The organism is Enterobacter sp. MG-EB028, from assembly GCF_056673305.1.
Genome location: NZ_CP195079.1, coordinates 1,780,638 through 1,806,934, shown reverse-complemented (window position 1 = coordinate 1,806,934; position 26,297 = coordinate 1,780,638). Strand labels below are relative to the sequence as shown.

The following is a 26,297-nucleotide window of genomic DNA, read 5'->3' as shown; positions in this document are numbered from 1 at the left end:
TCCTTTAATTTTTATATTCCCCGCCCGGAGGCGGGGAAATATAATTACCACTGATAGCCTACGCCGATAGCCGCGCCAAAATCACCCTGACTGTTTGTCGAGCCAGACAATTTTGTTACCCATTTGCCGTTATCAGAAATCGTGGAAACACCTAAGGCAATGGCAGACTGCCCCTGATAGGTCCCCCCCGCCATACCGACCATGCTGGCGCCAGGAGAATAAGGCTGAGGCAGACCAGACATCGCCATCGCGCCTGCAATACCCGCGCTTAATTTATCCTTCTGGTCGTTCACCATATTTTTTAAGGCTTTGAACTGGTTGTTCGTATACTGGTTAGCATTCGCTTCCGTCTGCTTAAGCTGGCCTACGTTTACGGCATCCGTTAGTTCCGTACCGGCGGCAACGTTCGTGATTTGACGTTCCCCCCCGGCAACCCCTACGGATACTGTATTCATGCGATCGGCAACCGAGTTTGCGCCCAGGGCCACTGAGTTGGTGGCCGTAGCGGAAGAACCGTTACCCAGCGCAACGCTATTTTCCGCCGTCGAAGATGCGAGCGTGCCGATTGCCATGCTATTGCTTCCCGACGCTTTCGAGCCCGCCCCCCCTGCGACGGCGTTATTCCCTTTAACCACTGGCTTGGCGTAGTTATCGGTATTATTCACCTGGAACATCCCTTCCGTTCCGTTGGCAATATTATTCACCGTGTTGCCGATGTTGGAGACATCGCCACTTACCTCTTTCAGCTGCGCAACGTTTACCGCGTCGGTATCTTCGGTACCGGCGGCAACATTGGTAATCTGACGTTCATTATCTTTAGCGCCTACAGAAACGGTATTGTCGCGATCGGCAACGGATCCCGCACCGAGGGCGACGGAGTTGTTGGCCATCACGCTGGCGTTTTCACCTATCGCCACGCTTCCTTCACCTGCGGCATTCGCGTTGTGGCCATTAGCAATTGCCCCATTTCCGGTGGCCTGGGCACCATTACCCGTCGCCACCGAATTATCACCCGATGCCAGGGTTCCTTGACCCAGCGCCACGGCATCGGCGCCGATCGCCATCGCTTCTGTTCCCGTCGAGTTCACCTTCAGATAGCGCATTGTCGGTACGATGCTGCCGTAGACAACGTCTTCGACGCCAATCAGACGGTTATCAATATTTTCTACCTTGACGTTGGTCGCATAAAGCTGTGAACCATTGACGGCATCGGTACTGGTTGCAGACAGTTCGCCTTCAGCCACGTTAGTGATCTTGTTGATCACCTTGCTGCCGTGGCTGGCACTGAAGGCATTCAGGGCGGGATCCCACAGTAAGGCATCATTTTGCAGGCCCTGCACATCGCCATAAATGTTCTCAATAGCGCTGTTCGTTGCGAACAGCTGCGAACCGTTGACGGCATCGGTGCTGGTCTCCGTCAGCCGCCCGGCAGCCACGTTGGTGATGGTACGCTCGCTGCCGACGTCGCCAATGCTGAGCGTGCTTTGCGGGTCTATTCCAGCAAAATAGTACTCGGTTCCTGCCAGGGTCGTTTTTTCCGTTTTAACCGCCTTCGCCGTCTTTGAGCCTGCTCCCAACGCAATATCATTATCGTTGTTAGCAACGGCGCCCATACCGATAGCAACGGAATCATCACCTAAGGCGCTGGAATCCTTCCCGGTCGAGTTAGCATGGAAGTACTTCGTACCCGTGTCGTAGATATTCGTTACTCTGTTATCAACGTTGGCGATATCCTGCGTGTTTTGTGTGATATTTTGCGTATTGGTCGCAACCTGATCGTTGGTGGCCTTAAGCTGCGAACCGTTCACCGCATCGGTACTGGTATCCGACAGCTCACCGTCCATGACGTTGGTGATCTTGTTGACCGCAGTGGTGCCGTGGCTGGCGCTGAACGCATTCAGAGTCGGGTCCCACAGCAGCGCATCGTTCTGCAATCCGCTCACGTTGTTATTGAGCGTATTCAGCGCTGAATTAGTGGCATACAGCTGTGAACCGTTGACGGCATCGGTGCTGGTATCCGTCAGGCGCCCGGCAGCCACGTTGGTGATGGTACGTTCGCTGCCAACGTCGCCGATACTTAGCGTGCTTAGCGGATTGGTACCGGCAAATGTATATTCAGTACCTGCCAGGGTGGTTTTATCCGTTCCTACAGCCTTCGCCGTCTTTGAGCCTGCTCCCAACGCAATATCGTTAGCGTGCAGGGCGACGGCCCCCATACCAATGGCGACGGAGTCCAGCCCCTGCGCGCTGGAGTCACTACCAACGGAATTAGCATGGAAGTACTTCGTACCCGTGTCGTAGATATTGGTCACCCGGTTATCGACATCGCCGATATCCTTCGTGTTTTGCGTAATATTCTGCGTATTGGTCGCAACCTGATCGTTGGTGGCCTTAAGCTGCGAACCGTTTACCGCATCGGTACTGTTAGCCGTCAGATCGCCGTCCTTCACGTTGGTGATCTTGTTGACCGCAGTGGTGCCGTGGCTGGCGCTGAACGCATTCAGAGTCGGGTCCCACAGCAGCGCATCGTTCTGCAATCCGCTCACGTTGTTATTGAGCGTATTCAGCGCTGAATTAGTGGCATACAGCTGTGAACCGTTGACGGCATCGGTGCTGGTATCCGTCAGGCGCCCGGCAGCCACGTTGGTGATGGTACGTTCGCTGCCAACGTCGCCGATACTTAGCGTGCTTAGCGGATTGGTACCGGCAAATGTATATTCAGTACCTGCCAGGGTGGTTTTATCCGTTCCTACAGCCTTCGCCGTCTTTGAGCCTGCTCCCAACGCAATATCGTTAGCGTGCAGGGCGACGGCCCCCATACCAATGGCGACGGAGTCCAGCCCCTGCGCGCTGGAGTCACTACCAACGGAATTAGCATGGAAGTACTTCGTACCCGTGTCGTAGATATTGGTCACCCGGTTATCGACATCGCCGATATCCTTCGTGTTTTGCGTAATATTCTGCGTATTGGTCGCAACCTGATCGTTGGTGGCCTTAAGCTGCGAACCGTTTACCGCATCGGTACTGTTAGCCGTCAGATCGCCGTCCTTTACGTTGGTGATCTTGTTGACCGCAGTGGTGCCGTGGCTGGCGCTGAACGCATTCAGAGTCGGGTCCCACAGCAGCGCATCGTTCTGCAATCCGCTCACGTTGTTATTGAGCGTATTCAGCGCTGAATTAGTGGCATACAGCTGTGAACCGTTGACGGCATCGGTGCTGGTATCCGTCAGGCGCCCGGCAGCCACGTTGGTGATGGTGCGCTCATTGTTTAACGTGCCGACACTTACGGTGCTTTTTGGCGACACCCCTGCAAACGTGTAGCTGCTACCGGCGATTGTCGCCCCAGACGTTCCTACAGCACTGGCCGTAACGGAGCCGGCCCCCAGAGCAACGTCGTTCGCGTTAGTCGCTATTGCCCCCATGCCAATAGCAACGGAATCATTACCTGTGGCGTTTGAATCAGTACCCGTTGAATTTGCATGGAAGTATTTAGTGCCTGTGTTATTAATATTCTGAATCGTGTTACCAAGGTTGGTAATATTGGTTGTATTGCTTGCTACATTTTGATTCGTGGCATAAAGCTGGGAACCATTGACCCCTTCCGTACTGTTACTATTCAGTGCGGCAGCGGCAACGTTAGTAATCTTCTTACTGCCTGCACTAATTCCAGACGTTGTGACAGTCGGCCCGTTGCTAATAGTCAGACCTGTATTATCCAGTTTGGTATTACCTGCAGTTCCGCCGATCGTTGCGGAGGTAAATACCGGATTATCTGCCATCTGTATAATCAGATTACCCGTCTGGTTATCAACGCTCGTACTGATATTTGCGGAAGAGAATGACCCCGCCGTTGACGCACCGCCAACAATGTTTACCGTATCGCCCAGTTTTTTTATCACCGAACCGGTATTACCTTTGAATGTTAACGGCGTATCTGCGAGTGTGGAGATCGCCTGGGTATTTTTTGTAATATTGGTCGTGTTCGTCGCCACGTTCTGATTTGTTGTGAACAGCTGGGACCCATTCACTGCGTCGGTACTGGAACTGTTAAGCGCCCCAGCAGCCACATTGGTTATTTTATTTGTGGTCGCAGTACCATGCGTAGCGCTGTAGGCATTTTTACTGGCATCCCAGAGCAGGGCGTCGTCGGCCAGAGCGTTGACGTCACCATACAGGGTGTTGAGCGCCGTGTTAGTGGCGTAAAGCTGCGAGCCGTTTACACCGTCAGTACTCGCTGCAGTCAATTGACCCGCCGCGAGATTTGTCAGCGTTCTTTCCATCCCGGATGTGCCAATACTCACTGTACTGCCGGGGGCCGCCCCCGCAAAAGAATAGCTCTTACCGCCCAGCGTGACGCTGGCAGTTTTAATTGCAGCACTCGTTACAGACCCGGATCCTAAAGCCACGGAATTGGCATTAGCTACACTGGTATTGTTGCCCAGCGCCAGACCGTTGGCAGCGGTTACTTTACCGTTATTCCCCAGCAGTACTCCACTGGCAGCTGAGACGCTACCGCTGTTTCCGAGGATCAATCCGTTAGATGCCGTAACCGCACCATTATTACCGAGGATAATACCGCCGCTGGCATTCGTAAGCTCACTCAGTTCGCCAACAGCAATACCTTTCGCGGAGTTGGATACCTTACTGGAGATCGCTTTTTGCGTTGCTACATCGAAAGTCCCGCCGCCGATAACAATTGCGCTGTCTGAATTTTCAACCGTTGCGTGTTGACCTATCACAACACTCTTGGCGGAATTATTCACTAGCCCCTGACCAGAAAAAACGTAGGCGTTATGCGAATTTGTAACAGTATTCTGGAACCCCATCACAAGGCTACCGCCGTCTGTAGGCCCACCATGTAAAGAAGAGTCACTAATTTTATTCCATGAGCCAAACGTCATGCTCCTGCCCGGGGCATCAATGGTATTTTCATTACCTACTGCGAGCATATTAGAATTGTAATCATCTGCCGTTGAGGATACGGTATTTAAAAGTTGGTTATGGTAGCCAATAGAAACACCCGCATCCGTTAATACGCTTGAAGCACCCGCTCCAATTACAACGCTCTTGGTACCTCTGGCTGTAGAATTATATCCGATGGCAACAGACTCTTGTCCCAGAGCTTGCGCATTATCACCAAATGCAATTGTACGCGTGTTACCGGCCAGAGCATTTAATCCAAGTGCTACAGATAAATTTGAAGAGCGTGCACCGGTACCAATAGCGATGCTCGCATTTGCATCGGCTGTATTTGAGAGTACACAATTTCCAGCAGTTACTGTAGTCCCCCCCTTATCTTGAGTACCATTTGTGCAATATGCCCCTCCGGATTGCACAAACGCCTGAGTCTGAGGCACAAACAGCAGCCCCTGCAATGCAGCCAGTACAATATATAATTTCTTCAGACGGAATACTGCGTGCCCTTTTTCCTTAACGGCACCCACAACGCTGCTTTTACCATGAGAGGGAGAAAGTTCACTAACCGGTATTAACATTTGACGAGAACTATCCCAGACGAGTCTATATATTTTATTCATAGCTTATTCTCGATTAAAAAATCCCTGAGGGCAGAGAAATATCCCTGCCATGCGTTAGTACAGATAAATACAAACTCACAACACATGCGTGCAGATGCGTAATGCCAGGCATTGCATCGCTCATACAAAAGTGCTGTCAGACCGGATACCGCTAATATTGGTGGCTAAATAATTAACTTTATTACGTTCGTTATACTCCGCGTTAAATACCCTGAAACGCGCCAACAACGGATTGGCGCGGCCCTGTTCATCAGTTGCAGGAATTACTCCTCCTCAGAGCGAGTGACTTTAATTTCAGGCAATGGTCCAAAATTGACTTCGGTAACAGATAACGCCGCAATAACCTGATCGGTAATATCCAGGCTTTGATCGTTGGTTAGCACCAGCGAACTGTCTACCGCCAACGGATAACCCCTGGCAGTGATAACGTTTTTAACGGCCTTGTTAATTTCAAGCATCGTCGCCTGCCGGGCCAGCTGACGGTTTTTTTCAATGACCTGACGCAAAATCTGCTGATCGACCATTTTTGTCTCTCTGGCTACGTCAGCCGACAGCGTGGAGTAGAGGCTTTCAGCCTCCTGCTCAGAATTACGCACCGAATCGAGTACCGCATTCATTCGCGCCTGTTCCTGTTCACTCAGTGAGGAGGACGCAAGCACCCTGTCGGTATCAACAATCACGAACGTCGGTTTTTTGAAGTTTACAAAACACCAGCCTGTAATCAGGCCGATGATAACCAGGGTCAAAATATAGATCTTAATAAATCCAGAATTGTATTTTTTCATCATTCACACTCTTGAAATATTCGCCTTCGCATCAGCCAGGCATGCTAACCCCTCACCTTGTACGATTAACCGTAACGGTGATAACTTCATGCAGAAGACGCTAATTTATTGAAGATTTCAGTAATAACGATTCTTTATTATCACTCACCATACTGCTTTGCCAGATAAAGGATGCCCTGATGTAAACAGGTTCCATAATTGCACGGTTTGCAATATAGCCTTTACCTTCTACGCGGGTGATAAAATTTGGTTCAACCCCCAGATTCGTCAGTTTTTTCTTTAATTCGTTCATGACTTGCCATAAACGTGGAGTGGATGCTTTAAGGCCATACCCCTCCCAGACATTGCGCATGATCTCGTCATCAGGTATGAGACCCGTATTTGCTTTCTCCAGGATAAAATCCAGCAAATGAAACATCGTCCTTCTCAAACGAACGGGTTTTGATACAATGTTTAAAGGTATCAACAGGGACTGCTCTTTCATGAAGAACACCCCTTCAGAATCGCTCCCCAGTAAATAACCTAATCGTTTCATTGTGCTGCACCTCCACTAAACCGCTGGAAAATTACAGTGTTCATTCCGTTTTAATAAAACCTTTAGATGCTATGCGGCTAATATAGATCTGGGAGAATCAAAACATCAATTTATGTAAACCATAAGTCTAAATGTTAACACCCAACGCCAAAAACAGCACATAACACCATTTAAAAACAAAAAACCAGTACATTATTCCAATAAGTAGCATTAACGTAAATTCATTGCAGTTAAACCTCCAGTTATAATCATGAAGTTCTATCTCCTTTATTCATCTCAAAAAAAGAAGAATGTTTTATAATAACGTCGGCTATTAACATGCATAACAGCTCCACATCCCACAGTTTATTAACACGGTTTTTATCCCCTCCTGTTTAGATCGGTTACCACGGTTTTGGTCAATAAGTCCGAAGCCACAGTGATAAGTCGATATTCCGTTGCTGGCAGGGGCTAATGCATCCCACCAGTTCCGCTAGTGCCTCGCGTTCAATCACTTCTGCGACCTAGCCTAGCAACGTCAGATGTCATAAAGCTACATGTATCGCCAATTGATTAATTTACAAATAAATAATCCAGTAAAACGGATTTTTACAAAAATTAACTCTGGTATAAGGGGGGATATTCAGATTGTGCTAAACTGCCGCAATCTTGAATTTGGCGCTTTAATAATCAGATAAAGCATTTTTTTTAACCCCCCTTAACGGGCAAACAGGACGCTGGAATGGTTTTCTGGATTGATTCGACGGTACGATTTCGCCCGGAGGATGGGTGTTTGTGGTCTTACGAAGACGAGAGTTCAGCTATCGTTCTGACCCTGACCATGAAGCGCCTCCTCACGCTGCTGCTGGAAATGCGAGGTCACACGCTGACCCGGGACAAACTGCTGGAGTGCGTCTGGGATGCAAACGGCCTTCGCTCTTCAGGCCATACGCTGAATAAATATATTTCTGAGTTAAGAAAGTACTTAACGCAGTTAGGAATGAGGCGCGAATGCATTGTAACCATACCCCGCGTAGGGTTTATGTTTAATGCAGATATTGATGTACAGTTTCAACTGAGTGAGACGAGCAAGGCAGACGCACAAATACCCGTGCTCTCTTCGGAAAAGCAAGACAACGCCGGGAAGAGTGAATCCGGATTTGCAGACAAGGTAAGCAACTTCGCGCGTTATTCCTCCCTAAACTATTTGATCTTCATCTTGTCGATCGCCGCTATGGGCGTTTTATTAACCGCTTGTGGCTATCTGCTCTCGCAGTCCGTTGTGATCAACAGAGAGGATATTCCGCGCTTTTTCTTATTTAACTATCAAAGCTGCCCTGTCTATACCGTGCAAAAAAACTCAGTGGCCCTTTCTGAAAAGAAAAAGAAGCTTTTCCTCGAACTTGCTGCGAAAGAAAATATATTATGCCTGAGCGGCACCTCTTTTCTTTATCAGGCTTCAGAGTCTTATATTTTTGGAAAAAAAGGACGAGCGTTCATCAGTAGCTGCACTTCTGATGAAAATAACTATCTCTCGTGCCTCAACTTCTACTGGTCCGGGCATGAAAGTAATGATGAGATTTAAATACGCTTTTATAGCCGCCCTGACAGCCATATTGTTAGCTGGCTGCGGTGCGGTTCTTTATCACCACCATACCTCTCCTGGCATAAGGGTTAACTGCTCTGCCTTAATCCAGTATGACCACCGGGAACCGGACTTTACGTCTGTCGTTGAAGTTAATTTTCGCCTATTTAAAAATAATACGGGCAGAGCAACGCTATCGGGCACGATCAACACTCCAGGAGAGAGGCAGACAATTTCCCGCAGCATTGCGTTTGCCTGGGACGCACTCTCTCCCGATGAAATTACCTTGCACAGTTTTGCCTATATAAAGAACATCAAAGACAGTGCAAGGGATGAAATATTCAAAAAAAGCTTTTTATATGCTCCGAAAGGGGCCAGCAGACAGCTGCGGCTCAGCCCGTTGAAAAACGCGTGGCTAATCGGCAACGTGCAGTCGCCTTTTGCTCTATGCATTAATAAAATGCGGTAACGATACCAGCCCCCAAGGGGGCCGGTTCTTACGCTACATCACCACCCCCACTCCAGAAACGCTGGCTAACGCTCCAGCTGGTCGCCGTACTCGCTCATCCAGGCGGCCAGCGGGGAGAGTGCGTCCTGAAGGGTTAACCCCAGCCCGGTTATCTGATACTCCACGCGCGGCGGGATCTCCGGGTAGACCGTCCGCGTCACCAGCCCGCGCTGTTCAAACAGGCGCAGCTGCTTCGTCAGCTCTTTCTGGGTGATGGGGGCAGCCGCCCGCAGCAGATCGCCGAAGCGGACGGGCGCGTTGATCACAATCAGGCGATAGAGGATCGGGATTGCCCACTTGCCGGAAATCAGGTTGACAAACTGCGTCATCGGGCAGGTATAAACCTCAGATTTTTTTTCACAGCACTCAGTCAGCATTTCCGCCATAGCACACCTCTTGCCTCTTTAGTATCCATTTGGTACCTGGTTTCCTTTCGATACTAACGTTTCTATAGTGCTTTCTCCAGTGACTTTTCAGGAGAAGAACATGGGTCGTTTAACAGATAAATATACGCTGATTACCGGCGGCACCAGCGGTATTGGTCTTGCCACCGCGCAGGCGTTTATCGCCGAAGGGGCGCACGTCGCCGTGACCGGACGCAACCCGGCCACCCTTGCCGAAGCAGAACGTATTCTGGGCGATAAGGCCTGGGTGATCCCGACCGATGCGGGAGATATCACAGCGCAACGCGCGCTGGCGGAAACCCTCGCCGCCCGCTGGCCGCGCCTGGACGCGGTGTTTCTCAACGCAGGCGACGTGACGCACGCGCCGCTGGAAGCGTGGCAGGAAGAAGCCTGGGACCGCCTGATGGGCATCAACCTGAAGGGACCGTTCTTTTTAATTCAGGCGCTGCTGCCGCTGCTGAATAACCCGTCGTCGGTGATCCTCTGCGGCTCCGTGAGCGCGCGCATCGGCCTGCCCACCAGCAGCGTGTATGCCGCGAGCAAGGCCGCCCTGCTGTCGCTGGCGCGCACCCTGTCGGCGGAGCTGCTGCCGCGCGGGATCCGCGTCAACGGCCTGAGCCCCGGCCCGGTGGAAACCCCGGCGTTTACGAAGACGGGCTTAAGCGAAGAGACGCTTAGCGCGATGATGGCAGACATCATCAAGCTGGTGCCGCTCGGCAGAATGGGCTCGACGACGGAGCTGGCGAAAGCCGCGCTCTATCTGGCGTCAGACGAGTCGAGCTACACGGTAGGGACGGAGCTGCTGGTGGACGGCGGTATGGGAAGTCTGTAACTCAAAAGGCGCTGATGCCGGTGACCGCGCCGACATACAGCGCCGCCCACGCGCAGGCGGAAAGCAGGCTGACGGCGTAGACCTTGACGGCGTTCAGCCTGAGCATCCCCGCCGCCAGCGGCACGATATAACGCAACACCGCCAGAAAGCGCGACGTAAACAGCACAACAACGCCGTTCTTTTGCAGCTGATGCTGTACCCGCAAGAACTTATCGGCATGCTTTGAGGTGAAACGCGTGACCAGCCGGGTGTGCCCCATCAGCTGGCCGATATGGTAATTCAGCACCGACCCCGCCGTTGCCCCCAGCACCACGGCGAGCCACGCCAGCGCAGGATGCATGCTCCCGTGGCTGACGGTTATGCCCGCCAGCAGCATCACCGAGGCGGGCGGCAACACGGAGGAGACCAGCACCGTCGACTTGCTCAGCGCCATCACGAATAACAGCGCGAACAGATGTGCCGGATACAGCGCAAAATGATTCAGCAGATTATCAAACCACGCCATTTTCCGTCCCCCCGTTAATTAATCCTCCATTTAAAAGGAATAACCTTAAATAAACCCTCAACATTTTACTAATAAGATTTATCTAAACCATTCTTAAACATTATTTAATTTCCCAAGCGGTAATATCAAATAAGCGTATTATTTCTCACGTTTTACAACGATCTCGTTATGGCGAGGCTCCTGTACAAATACACGTTATCGCTCTGGTGGGTTCGAGAGAACCGGCACAGGGTAAAACAGGCACTGTCGAATCAAGGCTTTGTCAGTATAACTTCCCTTGCGGGATACGGTGTACAGTGCTGAACCCAGGACGTGGGGATCTCCTCTCCGACATGCCCTGTCTTGCTCGCCCCTGAGAGATGTTATTATTCAAAGGGAATTCACTATGTCTTACGCTATTCACAACCAGAACCTGGCATTCAATGACAGCGCGGTCGCGCAATATATGAATACCGATTTTATCGTCCTCGACATTTCATTATGCGTCGCGCTGGCGCGCGAGCAATTCTTCGAAAAATTAAAAGACGATGATATTCCGTCGCATATTTTTATTGAAGACCATGGACGCCTGGCGGGCATGATTGCCGTGCGCAAATTATTGCAGGTCACGGATACCGTGCAGCCAATTAAAAGCCTGATGATTTCGCAGTTTTTGCAGGTTAAACCGGAGGATGAACGTGCCGATGTTGCCGGGCTGCTGGCCCACGGCGAGGCGGACGTCGTGCCCGTGGTCACCCACGGCAAGCTCGTCGGTTGCCTGACCGAGCGCGAAATCGCCCACCTGCTGGAAGACGACGTCACCGAAGACGCCCAGCTTCAGGGGGCGACGCTGCCGCTGGAGAAGCCCTATCTGGAAACCAGCGCCTTCAGCCTGTGGAAGAAACGCTCCGTCTGGCTGCTGCTGCTGTTTGTCGCGGAAGCCTACACCAGCTCGGTGATCCAGCACTTTGAAGAGGCGCTGGAGTCCGCCATCGCGCTGGCGTTCTTTATTCCGCTGCTGATCGGCACGGGCGGCAACAGCGGAACGCAGATCACCTCCACGCTGGTGCGCGCCATGGCGCTGGGTGAAGTGCGTCTGCGCGACGTGGGCCGCGTGCTGCGCAAAGAGATGACCACCTCGCTAATGATTGCCGTGACGCTCGGTATCGCCGGGTGTATCCGCGCCTGGATGATGGGGATTGGGCTGGAAATTACGCTTATCGTCAGCCTGACGCTGGTGTGCATTACGCTCTGGAGCGCGATCGTGTCGTCCGTCATTCCAATGGTGCTCAAGCGCTGCGGCATTGACCCGGCGGTCGTCTCCGCGCCGTTTATCGCGACGCTTATCGACGGTACCGGGCTGATTATCTACTTCAAGATCGCGCAATATACGCTGGGGCTGGAGTAACGCGGTCCGCCAGCTGAATCACCGCGCGCGAAAACGCCTCAATCGCCAGCGCGACATCCTCAGCCATCACCGATTCCGCCGGATGGTGGCTGACGCCTCCCCTGCAGCGTACGAAGAGCATGCCTACCGGCCAGCGTTCCGCGATAGCAATCGCATCGTGGCCCGCACCGCTTGGCAGCGAGAGCGACCGCTCCTGTACCGATTTAACGGCCTCCCCCAGCACGCTCTGCAGGTGGCGATCGCACGGCGTGGCAGCAATGCGGTAAAACTCCTCGGCGCTAAACGCCAGCCCGCGGCGCGATGCGATCGCCTGGGCATGTTCCAGCAGGTCGTCAAGCAACCGATCCAGCGGCACATCCTGCGGGCCGCGAATATCCAGCGAGAGCGCAACCTCGCCGGGGATCACGTTCACCGCCCCCGGCAGGCAGCGCAATTCCCCGACCGTCGCCACCAGGTTGCCGCCCTGCTGTCGGGTAGCGTTTTCAATGATAACCATCCACTCGGCGGCGGCGGCCAGCGCGTCCCTGCGGTGGTGCATCGGCACGGTTCCCGCGTGCCCGGCCTCGCCGGTGAAGCGGCAGTTCAGACGACGCGCGCCGTTAATGGCTTCCACCACGCCAAGCGCGAGCGTCTCCTGCTCAAGACACGGCCCCTGCTCAATATGCAGCTCCAGATAGGCGCTGAAATCCTCCTGACGGCGCGCGGCATTCGACACGCGGGCGGGATCGAGCCCCACCTCGGTCATCGCCTGCGCCACGCTGATGCCGCTGGCGTCGGCTTTTTCCAGCCAGCCCTGCGGCCAGGTGCCCGTCAGCCCCCGGCTGCCTAACAGCGTAATGCCGAAGCGGGTGCCCTCTTCGTCGCAAAAGCCGACAATCTCGATGGCCTGTGCCAGATGCACACCCTGCTGGTGCAGGCTGTCCACCACTTCGATGGCGGTGAGTACCCCGAGCATGCCGTCGTAGCGCCCGGCGTTGCGCACGGTATCCAGATGCGAGCCGAGCAGCACCGCCTGCGCCCCTTCCTGCGCGCCCTCATAGCGGCCGCAGATATTGCCCACGCTGTCCTGCCAGACGGTCATTCCCGCCTGGCTCATCCATTGCCCCACCAGCTGGTTGGCCTGCAGATGCTGCGTGGAGAGATAGACCCTTGTCAGCGCATCCGGGGTTTCGCTGATGGCGGCCAGCGCGTCGGCGCGGGCCATCACCCGTTCTGCCGCCGGGCTCATTGCGGCGTCTCGCGGTGATAGTGGTCCCACGCGGCCTGCATGGCGGCCCCCTGCGTAGTGGTGAATTTCAGGTAGTTGAGCACCGACTCCAGCGCGCTCAGGGTGGTCATCACGCAGTCCTTGCGCGCGTTATAGCCCATAGTGCCGATGCGCCACACTTTGCCGTGCAGCGGGCCAAACGAGGTGCCGATTTCAATCCCGAAATCCTCCAGCATCAGCTTACGCACCTGGTCGCCATTGACGCCCTGCGGGATTACCACGCCCAACACGTTGTTCATCTTGTGCTTCAGAGCGCCGAAGGTCTCCAGCCCCATCGCCTGAATGCCTTTCAGCAGCGCATCGCCGTGCAGCTTGTGGCGGGCGATGCCGTTATCCAGCCCTTCCTGTAGGATCAGACGCGCACATTCGCGGGCGCCAAACAGCGCGGTGGTGGCTTCGGTGTGGTGGTTAAGACGCTCTGGCCCCCAGTAGTCCATCACCATGCCGAGATCGAAATAGTTGGAGTAAATCATCTCCTCGTCCCCGTCGCGGTGGGCGTCGGTGCGAATGCCCTCCTCAACGCATTTGCGGCGGCGGATCGCCTCCTCCATGCGCGCGCTCAGGGTGATCGGCGACGTGCCCGACGGGCCGCCGAGGCACTTCTGCATCCCGGCTGACACAGCATCCAGCCCCCAGGCGTCGGTCTCCAGCGCGTTGCCGCCGAGCGACGCGGTGGCGTCGGTGTAAAACAGCACGTCGTAGCGGCGGCAGATGGCGCCAAGCTCGGCGAGCGGCTGCAGCATGGTGGTGGAGGTGTCGCCCTGCACGGTCAGCAGCAGGCGCGGACGAATGCGCTTAATCGCATCCTCGACCTGATCCGGGGTAAACACCTCGCCCCACGGCACCTCAATGGTATGCACCTCCGCGCGGCAGCGGCGGGCAATTTCGCACAGCAGATGACCAAAGCGGCCAAAGACCGGCACCAGCACCTTATCTCCCGGGCGGATGGCGGAGACCAGAATGGCTTCAATCCCCGCGCGGGAGGTGCCGTCCACCAGCATCGTCCAGCGGTTCTCGGTGCGGAACACCCCCCGGTAGAGCGCCATCACCTCGTTCATGTAGTGGGTCATAGCCGGATCGTACTGGCCGATCAGCTGGCTCGACATGGCGCGCAGCACGCGCGGGTCGGCGTTGATCGGGCCCGGCCCCATCAGCAGACGCTGGGGCGGGTTGATTTGCGGAAAGCGTGCGATATCCATTTATCAGTCCTTATCAGTTGAGGCCGCGCACGGAGGAGATGAACTGCTTCAGTTCCGTGGTCTGCGGGTTGGCGAACAGCGTTTTGCTGTCGCCCTGCTCCCAGACTTTCCCCTGGTGCATAAACACCACGCGGTCGCCCACTTCGCGGGCAAAATTCATTTCATGGGTCACGAGGATCAGGGTCATCCCCTCGGCCGCCAGCTGCTCCAGCACCTTGAGCACTTCGCCCACCAGCTCCGGGTCGAGCGCGGAGGTGATCTCGTCACAGAGTAAAACTTTAGGCGACATCGCCAGCGCGCGGGCAATCGCCACGCGCTGCTGCTGGCCGCCGGAGAGGCTCGACGGGTAGTAATCCAGACGATCGCCTAAGCCCACTTTCTCCAGCATGCGCTGCGCCAGCTCGCGGCATTCAGCGGCGCTTTTCTTCAGCACCCGACGCGGGGCGAGCATTACGTTTTCCAGCGCCGTCATGTGCGGGAACAGGTTGAAGCTCTGGAACACCATCCCGACCGAGCGGCTGATTTCACGCGCCTGGGAATCCCGGTCGGTAATGGTCATACCGCCCAGCTTGATGCTGCCGTCCTGATAGCCTTCCAGCCCGTTGATGCAGCGCAGCAGCGTGCTTTTGCCCGACCCGCTGCGCCCGATAATGGAGATCACCTGGCCCATGTCGATATCCAGATCGACGCCCTTGAGCACGTGGTTATCACCGTAGTATTTCTGCACCTGATTAATGGTGATGAGAGGCATTGAATTTCGTCTCCAGATAGCGGCTGTAGCGCGACAGCGGATAACACAGAATAAAGTAGCCGAGCGCCACCAGCGCAAAGACCTTAAACGGCTGATACGTCACGTTGGTCAGCATGGTCCCGGCCTTGGTCAGCTCGATAAAGCCGATAATCGACGCCAGCGCGGTCCCCTTGATCACCTGCACGGCAAAGCCGACCGTCGGCGCAATGCCGATGCGCAGCGCCTGCGGGGCGACCACGCGAAACAGGGTCTGGGCAAAGGTCAGCCCCAGACAGCGCGAGGCTTCCCACTGCCCCTTCGGCAGCGCGCGAATGCTGCCGTACCAGATATCGAGCAGAAACGCGCTGGTGTAAAACGTCAGCGCCAGCGAGGCGGCGGTCCACGGCGAGACGTCGATGCCGAACAGCGCCACGCCGAAGAAGGCCAGGAACAACTGCATCAGCAGCGGCGTGCCCTGAAAGAGCTCAATATAGCCGCGGATGATGCGCTTCACCGTGCGTCCGCCCGTCAGGCGCAGCAGCAGGAGCGGCAGCGTTACCACCGCCCCGCCGACAAACGCCACCAGCGACAGCAGCACCGTCCAGCGTCCGGCCAGCAGCAGGTTGCGAATAATGTCCCAGTCGGTAAAGGTGGTCATCATGCCTGCACCCCCAGCCATTTGCGTCCCGCCGCCATCATCAGTTGGCGCAGGGTAATCGACAGCGCTAAGTAAATCCCGGTTGTCACCAGATAAACCTCAAAGCTCAGAAACGTTCTGGACTGGATCAGGTTGGCGGCGAAGGTCAGCTCTTCATACGAGACCTGCGACACCACCGACGAGCCGAGCATCACGATGATGCACTGGCTCACCAGCGCCGGATAAATGCGCTGCAGCGCGGGCGGCAGCACCACGCGAATAAAGGTCTGCAGACGGGTCAGCCCCAGCACGCGCCCGGCCTCCCACTGCCCTTTCGGCGTGACCTGAATGCCCGCGCGGATAATTTCGGTGCTGTACGCGCCCAGGTTCACCACCATTGCCAATAGCGCCGCTTCCCCCGCCGTCATCTTCAGGCCAAGATTCGGCAGACCGAAGACGATGAAAAACAGCTGCACCACAAACGGCGTGTTGCGGATGATTTCCACGTACGCGCCCCAGATCCGGCTGTACCAGGTGGTGCGTCCGCTGCGGATCGCCGCCCCGAAAATCCCGATTGCCAGCCCGCCGACGGTCGCCATTACCGTCAGCTGAATGGTGACCCACAATCCCGCCAGCAGCTCCGGCCAGTGCGGCCAGAGGGCTGAAAAATCAAGTTGCTCCGTCATCGGCTCAGGCGCCAAGGTTTGCCGGCAGCGGGGCCTTCAGCCATTGCTCAGACAGGCCGTTCAGCGTGCCGTCCTTGATGCCCTGCTCAATCAGCGCATCCACTTTTGCCTTCAGAGCCGGTTCGTTTTTCTTCAGGCCGATAAAGCACGGCGAGTCTTTCAGCATAAAGCTCGGCACCGGGGCTTTATCCGCGTTCTGGCGCGAAATGGCTGCCACCACGAGGTTACCTGTTGCCACATACTGCACCTGGCCGGAGAGGTAGGCGGAGAGCGTGGTGTTGTTGTCTTCGTAGCGTTTCACGTTGGCATCTTTCGGCGCCAGGCCGGTCAGCACCATGTCCTCCACCGCCCCGCGCGTCACGCCGATGGTTTTTCCGCTCAGCGCGGCGGCGTCCTTCAGCTCGGCCCCTTTCGGACCAAACACGCCGAGGAAGAACGGCGCGTAGGCGCGGCTGAAGTCGATCACCTTCTCGCGCTCCGGGTTTTTACCGAGGCTTGAAATAACCAGATCCACCTTATCGGTTTGCAGGTACGGCACGCGGTTGGCGCTGGTCACCGGCACCAGCTGCAGCTTGAGCTTCATCTGTTTGGCCAGATAGCGCGCCATGTCGATGTCATAGCCCTGCGGCTGCAGATCGGTCCCCACCGAGCCAAACGGCGGGAAGTCCTGCGGAACGGCAATGCGGATAGTGCCGCGCTTCTCGATATCCTGAAGCTGGTCAGCCTTTGCCGACAGCTGTGTGAAGAGACATGCGGCCCCGGCCAGTGCAATTAACAATTTTTTCATGGTGCTTCCCCGTAACGTTAACATGAAACAAAAGATTCTTTGAATGTGTTTTTGCAACTAATGTGCCAGATAAGGCGAAGCGGGGAATATTCTTGTGAAGCCTGATAAAACACGGACGGGTCGGAAAAATGTGCTTTTCCCCGATCCGTCATCTGCACCATTTCAATGCAAAAGCACCAGCCTGATGCCCCATTATCGTTGTTCGAGTTCGTCCAGCTGCTGATAGAGGGAGGCAATCTCGTGAATACGCGGGCGCCCTTTATCGAGAATTTCATGCAGGAAGGCATTCGCCAGCAGGTTAATCAGGCTGTTGACCGAGGAGTAGCTGTCATAGGCCGAGACGCTGTCCAGCGGGGCGCAGAGCTGCCAGCTCGCCAGCGGAAACAGGCTGTGCGCCTGCGGCTCGCACATCAGCAGCACCGGAATACCGCTGCTCTGAAGCTGCTGCATCAGCGGACGGATAATGCGTGGGCGGCGGCGAAAGGCCATCATCACCACCAGATCGTCCGGCGTTAAGTCCACCATCTCCTCGCTCAGGCTCTGCCCCGGCTGCGGCAGGACCAGCACCTGACCGCGCGCCTGCAGCAGCTGCTGGCGCAGGTGGAGTGCCGCAGGATAGGCGTTACGCATGCCGATAATGACGATGCGCCGCGCCTTGACCATGCAGGCCATGGCGTCGGCAAACTGCTGCGCGTCGAGGGCATTGACCCACTGGGTCAGGTTCGCCATCTCCTGCTTATAGTGGCGCGCCAGCAGCGTGTTGCCCTGCACCGCGTCGCGGTTATCGGTGAGCGGCATCCCGCTCTGGCGCAGGGTGCGCAGCTCGTCGCGCATATCCTTATATTTCTCGTAGCCCAGACGCTTAAACAGACGGCTGACCGTGGCTTTCGACACCCCGCTCAGCTGCGCCAGCTCGGCGCTGTTGTAGCTGATCAGGTCGTCAAAATGGTCGAATATAAAATCCGCCACCCGCTGCTCCTGCGGCGACAGCGACGGGTACTGTGCTTTCAGACGTTCATCCAGTTGTTCCATAGCGCCTCTGTAACTTTTGTTTCATCACATTTTGCCTTTCATTCTACCTTTCATTATACGTGCCAGTTTACTGAAACTTTTCTTTCAGAACTGGAACAGCTTTTGCAGCACCTTGTGACTTTCAGGGTTACGAGGACTCCTCATGCAAAGTAATGTCTCCACGCACGGCATGGCCGTAGCGCCCCATCATCTTGCCAGCCAGAGCGCGCTGGCGGTGCTGCGCGAAGGCGGCAGCGCGATAGAAGCGATGGTCGCCGCGGCGGCCACCATCGCCGTGGTGTATCCACACATGAACGGGCTGGGCGGCGATGGCTTCTGGCTTATCGTGCCGCCGGAAGGCGAACCTGTCGCCATTGATGCCAGCGGCGCGGCGGGTTCGCGGGCAACGCTCGCCGCCTACGAGGGGCTAACGCATATTCCCCATCGCGGGCCGCAGGCGGCGCTGACCGTCGCCGGCACGGTAAGCGGCTGGGACGAGGCGCTGAAGGTCTCCCGCGAGATGACCGGCAAGTCGCTGCCGCTGGCTCGCCTGCTGGCCGACGCCATTGAGTATGCGCAGAACGGCACGCCGGTCACGGCCTCACAGGCCCATGCCACGGCCAGCAAATTCGACGAGCTGAAAGACGTCCCCGGCTTCGCGGAAACCTGGCTGGTGGACGGTAGGCCGCCGCAGGTCGGGAGCCGCTTTTATCAGCCCGCCATGGCCTCAACCCTGACGCGCCTGGCGGAAGACGGCCTGGACAGCTTTTACCGCGGCCCGCTGGCGGACGTGCTGGCGCACGGCATGGAGACGCTGGGCCTGCCCGTGACGCTGGCCGATCTTAACGCGCACGCAGCCCGGCGCACCGCGCCGCTGAAGCTACTACATCAGCAGGGCGAGATCTTTAACCACGCCCCGCCGACGCAGGGGCTGGTCTCGCTGGCAATACTCGGCATCACCGACCGCCTGAACATGGCGGAGGCAGACGACGCCGACACCATTCACCGCATCGTTGAAGCCACCAAGCTGGCCTTTGGCCTGCGCGATGCCCACATCACCGACCCGCGCGAGCTGAAAACCGATATTCAGGGTCTGCTGGATCCCGCCGCTCTGCAGGCGCTTGCCGGGAGGGTTGACGACGGCCGCGCCGCGCCGTGGGGCACCGGAAAAGGCCCCGGCGATACGGTGTGGATGGGGGTAATGGATAACAGCGGGCTCGCCGTGTCGTTTATCCAGAGTATCTATCACGAGTTCGGCAGCGGCGTGGTGCTGCCCGACACCGGCATCGTCTGGCAGAACCGGGGGGCATCGTTCAGCCTCGATCCCAATCATCTTCTGGCACTCGCGCCGGGCAAGCAGCCTTTCCATACCCTGAACCCGGCGGCGGCGCGTCTTAAGGACGGGCGCGTGATGGTCTACGGATCGATGGGCGGTGACGGACAGCCGCAAACCCAGGCCGCGCTTTTTACCCGCTACGTGGTTCAGGGCGTGCCTTTACAGGAAAGCATTTCCCGCCCGCGCTGGCTGCTGGGGCGCACCTGGGGACAAACCTCTGACACGTTAAAGCTGGAAGGACGCTTTACCGCTGAGACGGTCTCGCAGCTCCGCTCGCGGGGACATGAGGTGGAAATATTCCCTGATTTCAGTGAAGCGATGGGCCACGCGGGCGCGATTGTCCGCCATCCCAACGGGCTGTTCGAAGGGGCATTTGACCCGCGCAGCAACGGCGCAGCCGCCGGATTCTGAGGAGAAAAAAATGACGACACCACAACCCAACTGGCAGGCCTATCTTGCGCAAATGGAGTCTGTGCTAGGCGTAGAGCTGGACGATGCCCGCCGCGCCGAGCTGCATGTGCAGTTCAGCCGCATTGCCAGCATGGCCGCCCCACTGATGGCGCTGCCGCTCGACGACCGTCTGGAGATCGCAGGAGTGTATAAAGCATGACGCTACATGAGATGAGTATCAGCGACATTCAGCAGGCGCTGAGCGCGGGCGAGCTGAGCGCCCATGAGATTGCCCGCCAGACGCTGGAGGCCATTGCGCGCGTTAACCCGCAGATCAACGCCTGGACCGCCGTGACGGAAGCACGCATGCTCGCCGAGGCTGAGAACATCGACACCCTGCGGCGCGAGAAGCGCCCCCTGCCGCCGCTGGCGGGCGTGCCCTACGCGGTGAAAAACCTGTTCGACGTTGCCGGACACACCACCCTCGCGGGGGCAGAGCTGTTCAGCCAGCGCCCCGCCGCGGCCGCCGACAGCTTCGCCGTGCGCCAGTTGCGCAGCGCGGGTGGGCTGCTGTCCGGGATGGTGAATATGGACGCCTACGCCTACGGCTTTACCACCGAGAACAGCCGCTACGGCGCGACGCGTAACCCACACGACCTGACACGCATTGCGGGCGGGTCCTCCGGCGGTTCAGCTGCCGCCGTGGCCGCCGGGCTGGTGAACTTTTCGCTCGGCACCGATACCAACGGGTCGATTCGCGTTCCGGCCTCCCTGTGCGGCATCTACGGCCTGAAGCCCACCTTTGGCCGCCTGTCGCGCTCCGGCAGCCATCCATTTGTCGCGAGCCTGGATCATATCGGGCCCTTCGCCCGCCGCGTGTGCGACCTGGCGTCCGTGTACGACGCGCTGCAGGGTCGGGACAGCAGCGACGGTTTTCAGGCAGAGAGCTCGCGCGAGCAGACGCGCCCCCTGCTCGATCGCGGGCTTGACGGCCTGCGCTGCGCGGTGCTCGGCGGCTACTTCACCACCTGGTGCGACACGGATGCCAGAGACGCCGTGGCGCGGGTGGCGAAGGCGATGGACGTGCAGGATGAGCTGCAGTTCCCGGACGCGGAACTGGCGCGCTCGGCGGCGTTTATCATCAGCGCCTCCGAGGGCGGAAATCAGTATCTGCCCGCGCTTCGCCGCGAGCCCGAGCGTTTTGAGCCGCACTCCCGCGAACGACTGCTGGCCGGGGCGATGATCCCCTCCGCCTGGTATATTCAGGCCCAGCGGTTCCGCGCGCAGGCCCGGCAGGCGTTTCACACGCTGTTTGCCCAGGCCGACGTGCTGATCGCCCCCGCGACGCCGCGCAGCGCCACGCGGATTGGCGAACAAACCATGGAGATTAACGGTCAGCCGCTTCCCATTCGCGCCAGCATGGGCATGCTGACCCAGCCGATATCATTTTTGGGTCTGCCCGTGACCACCGTTCCGCTGCGTACCGCGCAGGGTGCGCCTATTGGCCTGCAACTGATTGCCGCGCCGTTTAACGAGCAGGCCTGCCTGCGCGTCGCGCACGTGCTGGAAGAGAGCGGCATCGCCGACGCGCGTCCGGCGGAGGTGGCCGCATGATGAATCACGATGACATTAACCTGCCGTGGGTAGTCGCCGAGGTGACCGCCGCGTTTTACCGCTATGAAGACGCGCTGGTGAGCAACAACATTGCGGTGCTGGACGAGCTGTTCTGGCACGACAAAAACACGGTGCGTCTGGGGGCGGGTGAAAACCTGTACGGGATTGATGAAATTCGCGCCTTCCGGGCGGCGCGCCCCGCCGCCGGGTTGCAGCGGACGTTGCGCCACACCGTCATCACCACCTTCGGGGAGGATTACGCGGTGTGCAGCACCGAGTTTACCCGGGAGGGCACGGAGCGGATTGGCCGCCAGCAGCAGACGTGGGTGCGGTTTGCCTACGGGTGGCGCATTGTTGCAGCGCAGGTGAGTTTGATGGTGTAACCCCACCGGGAATACATGGTTCCGTAGGCCGGGCAAGGCGCAGCCGCCTCCCGGCTAAACACGGCACACTTACTTCTGAAACGGATGCACCTCCCGCCAGTGGTCGGCAATCTGCTGGCGGGTACAGACCCACACCTGCTCATGCTGCTGCACGTAATCCAGGAAGCGCTGCAGCGCGCGAAAACGCCCCGGCCGCCCCAGCAGACGGCAGTGCATGCCGATGGACATCATCTTCGGCGCGCTTTCCCCCTCTTCGTACAGCACGTCAAAACTGTCCTTCAGATAAGTGTAAAACTGCTCGGCGGTGTTAAACCCCTGCGCGGTCGCGAAGCGCATGTCGTTAGCATCCAGCGTATACGGCACGATCAGGTGAGGTTTTTGGGTGCCGTCACCGCAGGCCACTTCCGTCCAGAAGGGCAGGTCGTCGCCATAGTAGTCGCTGTCGTAGTCGAAGCCGCCGTGCTCCACCACCAGCTGGCGCGTGTTGGGGCTGTCGCGTCCGGTGTACCAGCCCGTCGGCGGCTTGCCGAACAGGTCGGTCAGCACGTGCACCGCCTTGTGCAGATGTTCGCGCTCCTGTTGGATATCCATGTGCTGATAGTGGATCCAGCGCCAGCCGTGGCTCACCACGTCGTAATCCGCTGCCCTGATTGCCTCGACGATCTCCGGGTGACGCGCCAGCGCCATCGCCACGCCGAAGACCGTCAGCGGCAGGCCACGCTTTTGAAATTCACTGTGGATCCGCCAGAATCCGGCGCGGCTGCCGTATTCGTAGAGGGAGTCCATCGACATGTGTTTGTCCGGGTAGCTGGCCGCGCCGATGATGTCCGACAGGAACTGCTCGGATCCGGCATCGCCGTGCAGAACATGGTTTTCCGCCCCTTCCTCATAATTGAGCACAAACTGCACGGCGATGCGCGCCTGATTTGGCCACCGCGCGTGCGGCGGGTTGCCCGCGTAGCCGCGCAGATCCCGCGGGTAATCCTGTTCAAAAAGTCCCATTGCCCCCCCAAAAATTAAAATGGATTCAATGCCTGAAAATGTCCGCTTAACGCTTTTTTCTCCGGAAATGCCAGATCCCCGTGCTTGCTGGTCGAGAGCCCCAGCGCCACCAGCGACTCCACCATCTTCACCGCCGCGCTGACGCCGTCGATCACCGGCACGCGCAGCTCGCGGGTCAGCTCCTGCGCCAGCGTCGCCATGCCGCCGCAGCCGAGCACGATGGCGCCGCAGCCATCCTCTTTCAGCGCCTGAATACAGCGCGCGCGCACCTTCTCCTGCGCCAGACCGCTGCCGTCTTCCAGCGCCAGCACCGGGAGATCGATAGCGTGCAGCGCCGCGCAGCGATCGTGAAAGCCATACTGGTGCAGCAGATGACGGGCAATAATCAGCGTGCGCGGCAGCGTGGTCACCACCGAAAAGCGCGTCGCCACCAGCGTCGCCATATGCATGGCGGCTTCCGCAATGCCCACCACCGGCCCGTGCGCCAGCTCACGCGCCGCCAGCAGGCCCGGATCGCCAAAGCAGGCGATGACGTGACCGTCCACGCCCTGCTCTCTGCCGAGCCTGACCTGCTCAAGAACCCCCACGGCGGCGATGGCTTCATCAAAGTGGCCCTCGATAGACGGCACGCCCGCGCCCGGACAGACCGCGAGGATCTCCGTACCTGGCGCCGCCACCGCGCGGGCCGCCGCGCCGATGGTTTCCGTCATCGCGAGGCTGGTGTTGGGGTTGATCACTTGTATACAGACAGACGACATTACGACTCCTTGTGGCCGGCAAACAGCCGGGCAAAATCCGGCAGGCACTCGCCCGCCCGCTCGAAGCAGAGGCTGGCGACGATATGTTCAAAATGGTGCATTAAGGCATCGCTGAGCGGCTCAAGCGCCTTCTGGCGCAACAGTTCCACCAGCTTTTCGTGGTCGTTGCAGCGGCAGCCCTGGCGCCACGGCGCGCCCCAGGCGGCAATCACCAGCGAGGATCGCTGGCTCAGGCTTGTCACCATCTCCGTCAGCACCTGGTTGCCGGAGATGGCCTGCAGCTGTATGTGGAAATTGGCGGAGTGACGGATCGCCGCCGGCCCGTCGTACGCCTCGTGCGCCTGCTGCTCCTGGCGAATAATGGCCTCCAGCGCGGCGAGATGCGGCGGCTGACAGTGGGCCAGCACGTCCGGCAGGTTGGCGACCTCCAGCAGGGCGCGGGTGCGAAAGATGTGCTGCGCCTCTTCCACCGTCGGGCTGGCGACGTGTGCACCACGCTTGGGCGTTAAGGTGACCATTTGCACAGCGGCGAGTCGCTGCAGCACCTTACGGATGCCCGTGCGGCTTACGCCAAACACCTCGGCCAGCGCCTCTTCCGGCAGTTTGCTCCCCGGCAGCAGCTGATGTTCGACAATCGCGGTCATCAGCGCCTGAAAGATCGATTCGTCTTTGTCATGCAGGTCTGGCGCGGTCTGCAGGGCATTTACGTTATTCATTCACCACTCCGTCTTTTACTCTTCTTTATCGAATCGTATACATAAAATTAAAATATTGCATACAAGATTTAATATTTTGGCCTGGATCCTGCAACACCGATTCCACTCCCACTTAACGGGTTTTCACACACAGGAGCAGGTTTCATGCCAAACAGTCAAAACGCGCAGCAAGGTACGGCCGCTGATTCCGGTGCGGTTTACAGCCCACGTCTTTGCAATGAGGATCTGGCACCGACGCGTGACCAGAACTGGAGCTGGTACAACATCTTTTCGTTCTGGATGTCGGACGTCCACAGCATGGGGGGTTATGTTGTCGCCGCGAGCTTCTTCACGCTCGGGCTGGCAAGCTGGCAGGTGCTGCTCTGCCTGCTGGTGGGGATCTGCATCGTGCAGCTGTGCGCTAACCTGGTAGCCAAACCGAGCCAGATGGCGGGCGTGCCCTACGCGGTGATCAGCCGTCAGGCCTTTGGCGTCTTCGGGGCCAATATTCCGGCGGTCATCCGCGGGCTAATTGCCTTTGCGTGGTACGGCATCCAGACCTGGCTGGCCGCCAACGCGCTGATGCTGGTGGTGCTGAAGTTTTGGCCTTCTCTGGCGAGCCTTACCATCGGTGCCTTCCTGGGCCTGTCGCCGCTGGGCTGGATCTGCTTTGCCATCATGTGGGTACTCCAGGCGATGGTCTTCTGGCACGGCATGAGCGCCATCAAGCGCTTTATTGATATCGCCGGTCCGGCGGTTTATGTGGTGATGCTGGCCCTCGCAGGCTGGATTGTATACAAGACCGGCTTTGACGGCATTTCCTTCACCCTCGCCAGCAAATCCCTTAGCGCGGGCGAGCAGACCTGGCAGATGATCACCGCGACCGCGCTGGTGGTTTCTTACTTCTCCGGCCCGCTGCTCAACTTTGGCGACTTCTCCCGCTACGGCAAAAGCATGGGCGAGATCCGCCGCGGCAACCGCTGGGGCCTGCCGTTTAACTTCCTGCTGTTCTCCATCGTCACCGTGGTCATTGTCTCCGGCACCCAGTCGCTGTTTGGCCGCATGATCACCGACCCAATTGAAACCGTCAGCCGCGTGGGTAACGATCTGGCCGTGGCGATTGGCCTGCTGACGATGATCACCGCCACCATCGGGATTAACATCGTCGCGAACTTCGTCTCCCCGGCGTTTGATTTCTCTAACTGCTCGCCGCAGAAAATCAGCTTCCGCACCGGGGGGATGATTGCCGCCGTCGGCTCGATCCTGCTCACCCCGTGGAACCTGTTCAACTCGCCGGAGCTTATTCACTACACCCTGGACGTGCTCGGGGCGTTTATCGGCCCGCTGTTCGGCATTCTGATTGCCGATTTCTACCTGATTAAGCGCGGCAAGGTGTCGGTGGACGATCTGTTCGACGACACGCCAAAGGGCAAATACTGGTACCGCAACGGTTTCAACCCGAAAGCCATTGGCGCGCTAATCCCGTCCGTTGCCGTGGGGCTGGTGATTGGCTTTATCCCGGCCCTGCATGAGGTGGCAAACTTCAGCTGGTTTATCGGCGTCTTCCTGGGCGGCGTGACCTACCGCTGGCTGGCGCGGGAAGAGCGCGAGACGGCAGGCGCGACCTCGTTCAGCTCCCGCGTGGCGACGCAAAAAGAGTAACCCCTTCCTCCGGCCGCAGTTTATCTGCGGCCCGTTCATTCTGGCACCGTTCTTGCTGAGCCTTCTTACCCCGCTACGCAAAC

Annotated in this window: 23 protein-coding genes, 2 pseudogenes and 1 riboswitch; of the genes and pseudogenes, 9 read left to right on the top strand and 16 right to left on the bottom strand. The window is 57.6% G+C overall.

Translation table 11 applies throughout. The annotated features are described in order from the left end of the window. Positions 1 to 44 precede the first annotated feature (44 nt). The 4 genes and pseudogenes from ACR42C_RS08475 to ACR42C_RS08460 all read right to left on the bottom strand — a co-directional run bounded on the left by ACR42C_RS08475 (position 45) and on the right by ACR42C_RS08460 (position 6,857). Entirely contained in the window at positions 45 to 4,739 is a 4,695-nt protein-coding gene (locus tag ACR42C_RS08475) for a YadA-like family protein (protein WP_479985185.1), read from the bottom strand. A gap of 339 nt (positions 4,740 to 5,078) precedes the next feature. Next, positions 5,079 to 5,495: pseudogene (locus tag ACR42C_RS08470) on the bottom strand (hypothetical protein); the annotation flags it as partial. 305 nt (positions 5,496 to 5,800) lie between these two features. Next, complete coding sequence (locus tag ACR42C_RS08465; RefSeq protein ID WP_302220777.1) at positions 5,801 to 6,325, bottom strand: OmpH/Skp family outer membrane protein; 525 nt, start codon at positions 6,323 to 6,325, stop codon at positions 5,801 to 5,803. Positions 6,326 to 6,422: 97 nt separating this feature from the next. Beyond that, complete coding sequence (locus ACR42C_RS08460) at positions 6,423 to 6,857, bottom strand: winged helix-turn-helix domain-containing protein (protein WP_116340790.1); 435 nt, start codon at positions 6,855 to 6,857, stop codon at positions 6,423 to 6,425. Between the two features lie 721 nt (positions 6,858 to 7,578). Between ACR42C_RS08460 and ACR42C_RS08455 the strand changes: the two genes are divergently transcribed. Together ACR42C_RS08455 and ACR42C_RS08450 are read left to right on the top strand one after the other, a co-directional pair. After that, positions 7,579 to 8,421, top strand: coding sequence for a winged helix-turn-helix domain-containing protein (locus ACR42C_RS08455; RefSeq protein WP_302220780.1), 843 nt, complete (start codon positions 7,579 to 7,581; stop codon positions 8,419 to 8,421). Next, on the top strand, positions 8,399 to 8,890 hold the full coding sequence (locus ACR42C_RS08450; protein WP_162874952.1) for a hypothetical protein: 492 nt from the start codon (positions 8,399 to 8,401) through the stop codon (positions 8,888 to 8,890). The genes ACR42C_RS08455 and ACR42C_RS08450 overlap by 23 nt, the downstream gene beginning before the upstream one ends. A 65-nt stretch (positions 8,891 to 8,955) precedes the next feature. Here the strand turns inward: ACR42C_RS08450 and ACR42C_RS08445 are convergent, their stop codons facing one another. Then, positions 8,956 to 9,315 carry a winged helix-turn-helix transcriptional regulator gene (locus tag ACR42C_RS08445; protein WP_116340796.1) on the bottom strand — a complete coding sequence of 120 codons (360 nt, stop codon included), beginning with the start codon at positions 9,313 to 9,315 and terminating at the stop codon, positions 8,956 to 8,958. A 100-nt stretch (positions 9,316 to 9,415) separates the two neighbouring features. On the opposite strand from ACR42C_RS08445, the gene ACR42C_RS08440 reads away from it, so the two are divergent. After that, complete coding sequence (locus ACR42C_RS08440; protein WP_163328684.1) at positions 9,416 to 10,165, top strand: SDR family oxidoreductase; 750 nt, start codon at positions 9,416 to 9,418, stop codon at positions 10,163 to 10,165. Position 10,166: 1 nt separating this feature from the next. Here the strand turns inward: ACR42C_RS08440 and ACR42C_RS08435 are convergent, their stop codons facing one another. After that, positions 10,167 to 10,670: a DedA family protein gene (locus tag ACR42C_RS08435; RefSeq protein WP_163328682.1), complete on the bottom strand. Its 504-nt coding sequence runs from the start codon at positions 10,668 to 10,670 to the stop codon at positions 10,167 to 10,169. A gap of 155 nt (positions 10,671 to 10,825) precedes the next feature. Further along, positions 10,826 to 10,995, top strand: a riboswitch (M-box (ykoK) riboswitch). Between the two features lie 60 nt (positions 10,996 to 11,055). Between ACR42C_RS08435 and ACR42C_RS08430 the strand changes: the two genes are divergently transcribed. After that, positions 11,056 to 12,057, top strand: coding sequence for a magnesium transporter (locus ACR42C_RS08430; RefSeq protein WP_166710703.1), 1,002 nt, complete (start codon positions 11,056 to 11,058; stop codon positions 12,055 to 12,057). On the opposite strand, the gene hpxK is transcribed toward ACR42C_RS08430, so the two are convergent. The 7 genes from hpxK to hpxU form a co-directional block, all read right to left on the bottom strand. Beyond that, positions 12,023 to 13,285 carry an allantoate amidohydrolase gene (gene hpxK, locus ACR42C_RS08425; protein ID WP_479985010.1) on the bottom strand — a complete coding sequence of 421 codons (1,263 nt, stop codon included), beginning with the start codon at positions 13,283 to 13,285 and terminating at the stop codon, positions 12,023 to 12,025. The two genes, ACR42C_RS08430 and hpxK, sit on opposite strands and share 35 nt — an antisense overlap. Beyond that, the gene (locus ACR42C_RS08420) at positions 13,282 to 14,523 is read right to left on the bottom strand and encodes a pyridoxal-phosphate-dependent aminotransferase family protein (protein WP_302220794.1); all 1,242 of its coding nucleotides are present in this window, start codon (positions 14,521 to 14,523) and stop codon (positions 13,282 to 13,284) included. The genes hpxK and ACR42C_RS08420 overlap by 4 nt, the downstream gene beginning before the upstream one ends. 13 nt (positions 14,524 to 14,536) lie before the next feature. Beyond that, positions 14,537 to 15,274 (bottom strand): amino acid ABC transporter ATP-binding protein, encoded by a 738-nt coding sequence (locus ACR42C_RS08415; protein WP_008499843.1) that lies wholly within the window; start codon positions 15,272 to 15,274, stop codon positions 14,537 to 14,539. Further along, positions 15,255 to 15,911, bottom strand: coding sequence for an amino acid ABC transporter permease (locus ACR42C_RS08410; RefSeq protein ID WP_302220882.1), 657 nt, complete (start codon positions 15,909 to 15,911; stop codon positions 15,255 to 15,257). The genes ACR42C_RS08415 and ACR42C_RS08410 overlap by 20 nt, the downstream gene beginning before the upstream one ends. Continuing rightward, a complete protein-coding gene (locus ACR42C_RS08405; protein WP_116340808.1) occupies positions 15,911 to 16,576 on the bottom strand; it encodes an amino acid ABC transporter permease in 666 nt (221 codons plus the stop codon). The genes ACR42C_RS08410 and ACR42C_RS08405 overlap by 1 nt, the downstream gene beginning before the upstream one ends. A gap of 4 nt (positions 16,577 to 16,580) precedes the next feature. Continuing rightward, complete coding sequence (locus ACR42C_RS08400) at positions 16,581 to 17,363, bottom strand: transporter substrate-binding domain-containing protein (protein ID WP_302220796.1); 783 nt, start codon at positions 17,361 to 17,363, stop codon at positions 16,581 to 16,583. 192 nt (positions 17,364 to 17,555) lie between these two features. Further along, entirely contained in the window at positions 17,556 to 18,395 is an 840-nt protein-coding gene (hpxU, locus tag ACR42C_RS08395) for a MurR/RpiR family transcriptional regulator HpxU (RefSeq protein WP_302220799.1), read from the bottom strand. Between the two features lie 142 nt (positions 18,396 to 18,537). Here hpxU and hpxW point away from each other — a divergent pair, with 142 nt between their 5' ends. The 4 genes from hpxW to hpxZ are packed head-to-tail and all read left to right on the top strand — an operon-like array spanning position 18,538 to position 22,097. Then, positions 18,538 to 20,121 carry an oxamate amidohydrolase gene (gene hpxW / locus ACR42C_RS08390; protein WP_479985009.1) on the top strand — a complete coding sequence of 528 codons (1,584 nt, stop codon included), beginning with the start codon at positions 18,538 to 18,540 and terminating at the stop codon, positions 20,119 to 20,121. Positions 20,122 to 20,131: 10 nt separating this feature from the next. Further along, positions 20,132 to 20,320, top strand: coding sequence for an oxalurate catabolism protein HpxX (gene hpxX / locus ACR42C_RS08385; protein WP_116340814.1), 189 nt, complete (start codon positions 20,132 to 20,134; stop codon positions 20,318 to 20,320). Next, on the top strand, positions 20,317 to 21,714 hold the full coding sequence (locus ACR42C_RS08380) for an AtzE family amidohydrolase (protein WP_479985008.1): 1,398 nt from the start codon (positions 20,317 to 20,319) through the stop codon (positions 21,712 to 21,714). The genes hpxX and ACR42C_RS08380 overlap by 4 nt, the downstream gene beginning before the upstream one ends. Then, positions 21,711 to 22,097 (top strand): oxalurate catabolism protein HpxZ, encoded by a 387-nt coding sequence (gene hpxZ, locus ACR42C_RS08375; protein WP_116340818.1) that lies wholly within the window; start codon positions 21,711 to 21,713, stop codon positions 22,095 to 22,097. Before ACR42C_RS08380 ends, hpxZ begins: the two co-directional genes overlap by 4 nt. Before the next feature lie 69 nt (positions 22,098 to 22,166). Here the strand turns inward: hpxZ and puuE are convergent, their stop codons facing one another. From puuE to ACR42C_RS08360, 3 genes and pseudogenes are all read right to left on the bottom strand, one after another. After that, positions 22,167 to 23,066, bottom strand: a complete 900-nt coding sequence (gene puuE, locus ACR42C_RS08370; protein ID WP_226857586.1) for an allantoinase PuuE — start codon at positions 23,064 to 23,066, stop codon at positions 22,167 to 22,169. Continuing rightward, positions 22,984 to 23,857 (bottom strand): annotated as a pseudogene (hpxA, locus tag ACR42C_RS08365) (allantoin racemase). The gene puuE and the pseudogene hpxA overlap by 83 nt, the downstream one beginning before the upstream one ends. Beyond that, a complete protein-coding gene (locus ACR42C_RS08360; protein WP_116340824.1) occupies positions 23,857 to 24,573 on the bottom strand; it encodes a GntR family transcriptional regulator in 717 nt (238 codons plus the stop codon). The pseudogene hpxA and the gene ACR42C_RS08360 overlap by 1 nt, the downstream one beginning before the upstream one ends. Before the next feature lie 144 nt (positions 24,574 to 24,717). On the opposite strand from ACR42C_RS08360, the gene ACR42C_RS08355 reads away from it, so the two are divergent. Continuing rightward, positions 24,718 to 26,214: an NCS1 family nucleobase:cation symporter-1 gene (locus ACR42C_RS08355; protein ID WP_166710685.1), complete on the top strand. Its 1,497-nt coding sequence runs from the start codon at positions 24,718 to 24,720 to the stop codon at positions 26,212 to 26,214. The last annotated feature ends 83 nt before the right edge of the window (positions 26,215 to 26,297 follow it).